1 protein-coding gene and 1 pseudogene are annotated in these 621 nt (G+C 69.9%); one reads left to right on the top strand and one right to left on the bottom strand.

The features are described 5' to 3' along the window. Nucleotides 1–328 (bottom strand): SAM-dependent methyltransferase (locus Ato02nite_RS50965; protein ID WP_246608267.1); only part of this gene is annotated, 328 nt, incomplete at its 3' end. A 112-nt stretch (nt 329–440) separates the two neighbouring features. On the opposite strand from Ato02nite_RS50965, the pseudogene Ato02nite_RS50960 reads away from it, so the two are divergent. After that, nucleotides 441–621, top strand: a pseudogene (locus Ato02nite_RS50960) (phospholipid carrier-dependent glycosyltransferase); the annotation flags it as partial.

The raw sequence follows: 621 nt of genomic DNA, 5'->3' as shown, positions 1-621 counted from the left end.
CGGCGTCCAGCGCGGCCCGGACCAGCCGATAACCAGGATCGGAGACGCTCGGCATGCCGCCGTCGGTGACGACGGCGACGACCGCGCCGCCGGCCAGGGCTTCCACCAATTCCGGCGTACGCCGTTCGTCGTTGCCCTCGAAGTAGGACACCACCCGCCCACCGACCGTCACGCCCAGATCGCGCGCCAGCCGGGCCAGCCGGCGGGTGTCCTCGGCCGCGATCACGTCCGCGGTCGCCAGCACCTCGCGCAGCCTGGACGATGCGTCACCGATGTTGCCCAGCGGGGCGCCCACGAGGACTACCCGGCCCTGCTCGTTGCCTGCCACGCCGAAAAGTCCATCACATGCCAGGAGTTCGCTTCTCAGCCGTACGTCCTAGGATCGCGGAGTGACGACGGCGACAGCTGAGACAGACCTCACTCCGGAGCCGCCCGCGGCCGTGGAGCCCACCGGTGTGCGCGGCGTGCCCGACGTCGTCCGCCGCCGGCTCGCGACCCTGGAAAACTGGCTGAACCCGCACTCGTGGCTGGTGACAGCCCTGGTGGTGGTGATCGCCGGCATCCTGCGTTTCCAGGGCCTCAGCAGTCCGAAGGGCTACATCTTCGACGAGGTCTACTACC

Origin of the sequence: Paractinoplanes toevensis (assembly GCF_018332695.1) — a bacterium.
Classification (GTDB): domain Bacteria; phylum Actinomycetota; class Actinomycetes; order Mycobacteriales; family Micromonosporaceae; genus Actinoplanes; species Actinoplanes toevensis.
The sequence above is the reverse complement of the archived record's forward strand: the minus strand, read 5'-3'. Positions and strand labels throughout refer to the sequence as shown.